Below are 2,618 nucleotides of genomic sequence, written 5' to 3'. Positions count from 1 at the left end.
GGCGAGGGGTCGGGGGTGAGGGAAAGCCATTACACATTGAGGAATCTAGGCCCACTATGAAGCGTCTTTTATCTCAAGCCGGGCCGGTGGTGATTGTGGCCCTGTGGCTGGCGCTGCTGCCAATTAGTTTGTTTCGGCTGTATGCCACCGATGAAGTGCAATACTTTGCCTATTTGCGCTCGGTCTATTTCGATGGCAATTTGGATTTCGCCAACGAATATGGCTATTTTGCCGATCTCGGCATGCAAAAGGGCGATCCAGCAGTCTATAATGCGCTGCTCAAAGATCGTTCAAGCGATCCGCCGCTCAACCCTATCACAGGCTTATATCGCAATGTTGCGCCTGTTGGCTCAGCAATCTTGTGGTCGCCGTGGTATGTGGTTGCCGATGGTTTGGTTGGCGTGGGTATCTTTGGCGATGCGCCACGCGATGGATTTAGCCAGCCCTACATCATTGCCGTGTGCTTAGCATCGGCCTGCTACACGCTGTTTGGTTTGCTGCTTTCCTATCGTTTGGCGCGGCGTTGGGTTGGTATGTGGGCAGCCACATTAGCCACCTTGAGCATTTGGCTAGCCTCGCCATTGATTTGGTACACCTACATTCAAGTGCCTTGGTCGCATGGCGCGGGCTTTGCGATGGTGGCCTTGTTTATCACGATCTGGCTTGGGCCTACCGATCAACCGCTGTTAGCCCAAGGTTCGCAGCGTTCATGGGTGCGTTGGCTGGCCTTGGCCATCGTCGGCGGCTTGATGACACTGACGAGGGAACAGCTTGGCCTATTTTTGCTCTTGCCAGCAGTTGAAGGTTTAGTCGCCTATGCTAGCTTAATTCGCCAAGGTCAATGGCTGCAAGTGCGCCAACTTTTGGCTAAGCATGTATTTTTTGTGTTGATATTTGCCCTGAGCCTTGCTCCACAGTTGATCAGCTACAACATTTTGTATGGCCAGCCCAAGCCGTCAGGCACGGTTTCGGGCAAATTGAATCTGATCAGCTATAAATTTTTGCATACCTTGTTCGACCCACGGCGGGGAGCGTTTATGTGGCATCCGCTGTTGCTGGTCGGCTTAGCTGGCTTGATTTGGCTCTGGCGCAAGGATCGGCTGCTGACTGGATTGCTCAGTTTAGGCCTATTTGCCCAAATTTATCTGAATGGGGCGTTTGGCTCGACATGGCATTTGCAAGGCTCGTTCGGCTTTCGGCGCTTGATCGAATGCACGCCAATTTTTATTATTGGTTTGGCATTATTGATCGAGCGAATTCGCTGGCCCAAAGCGGCGATTGCCAGCCTAGCACTCGTATTCATTGTTTGGAATGGCGGCTTAATTTTTCAAGCGGCGACTGACCGCGAGATTCGTGGGCCAGGCTTGCGCTGGAATACCATGCTCGCTGATCAGCTTAAAGTGCCGCAATTGGTTTGGCAAAAAGCCGATCAACTGCTGTTTAATCGCTGCGAAGTCGTTAAAAATTGCTAACATCAGGTCGCGATGCGATGCAATCCGACGAGACTTGGCCTATGATACTATCCCAATACTAGATATTTATTCTCAAGTGGGAGCCATACCAATGGAACAAATGCGTGTTCCGACCGACCAAGTGCGTTTTTCTTGGCGGCGTTTAGATCGCTTTCAAAAATGGGCGATGATTACCACGATTGCTACTTATTTCTTGATTTTTGTAGGCGGGATTGTTCGCGCTTCGGGGGCTGGTTTGGGTTGCCCAGACTGGCCAAAATGCTTTGGCTATTGGATTCCACCTGCCAGCGCCGACATGATTGCCCAGCATGGCTTCGATGCTAGCCAATTCAACCCAACCTTGATGTGGATCGAATATATTAACCGTTTGATCGGCATGTTGATTGGCTTTTTCTTGTTGATCACAACATATCTGATGTTGCGTCACTATCGCAAATCGAAGCGGGTGTTTTGGTCGGTACTCGGTGCACTAGCCCTGACCTTATTCCAAGGCTGGCTCGGTGGCAAGGTCGTACACCTCGAACTCGAAGGCTGGATCGTGACCTTGCATATGATTTTGGCCTTGGTGATTGTCGGTTTGTTGTTGTATGCAACCGTTTGCGCCTTCTTCCCCAATGGCCGACCAATCGCTAATGTTCCAGCCGAACGGCGCACGGTAGCCCGCTGGGGTCAGGCGTTGGTTGGCTTTGGCTTGGTTCAATTGACCTTGGGCGCGTTAGTCCGTGGCCATATCGATGATGTTAGCTCGAAAATGAACATTCCGCGCAGCGATTGGGTATCGCAAGTTGGCATCACCGACCCATTGCATCGCACCGGAGCACTCATTTTCACCATTTCGATTTTGGCAGCAACCTATGCAATTGTGCATAATCGCAGTTTGCACCCGTGGATTCATCGCACCGCTTGGATTGCCAGCGGCTTGGTATTGACCCAAGTTGCCGCCGGAATTGGTCTAGCCTATGGGGCATTACCACCGCCGTTGCAAGCGATTCACCTAATCGTTGGCTCGTTGCTAATTGGCTGTTTGATGACGTTGGTATTGCTGGCATATCGCTTGCCTGTTAGCCCAAGCACAAGCAAAGAAGCGTTCAAACAAGTTGCCGAAGCCAGCCACTAAATTTATGTCCCTCACCCCCTAGCCCCCTC

At 51.4% G+C, this 2,618-nt stretch carries 2 protein-coding genes; both read left to right on the top strand.

The genetic code is table 11. From position 1 onward, the window contains the following. Positions 1-56 precede the first annotated feature (56 nt). The gene (locus DEF47_RS09385; RefSeq protein WP_041304840.1) at positions 57-1,472 is read left to right on the top strand and encodes a glycosyltransferase family protein; all 1,416 of its coding nucleotides are present in this window, start codon (positions 57-59) and stop codon (positions 1,470-1,472) included. Positions 1,473-1,563: 91 nt separating this feature from the next. After that, positions 1,564-2,589 carry a COX15/CtaA family protein gene (locus tag DEF47_RS09380; protein WP_012191809.1) on the top strand — a complete coding sequence of 342 codons (1,026 nt, stop codon included), beginning with the start codon at positions 1,564-1,566 and terminating at the stop codon, positions 2,587-2,589. Positions 2,590-2,618: the final 29 nt, after the last annotated feature.

The sequence above is a fragment of the Herpetosiphon sp. genome (assembly GCF_003512625.1).
GTDB classification, from domain to species: Bacteria; Chloroflexota; Chloroflexia; order Chloroflexales; family Herpetosiphonaceae; genus Herpetosiphon; species Herpetosiphon aurantiacus.
The sequence above is the reverse complement of the archived record's forward strand: the minus strand, read 5'-3'. Positions and strand labels throughout refer to the sequence as shown.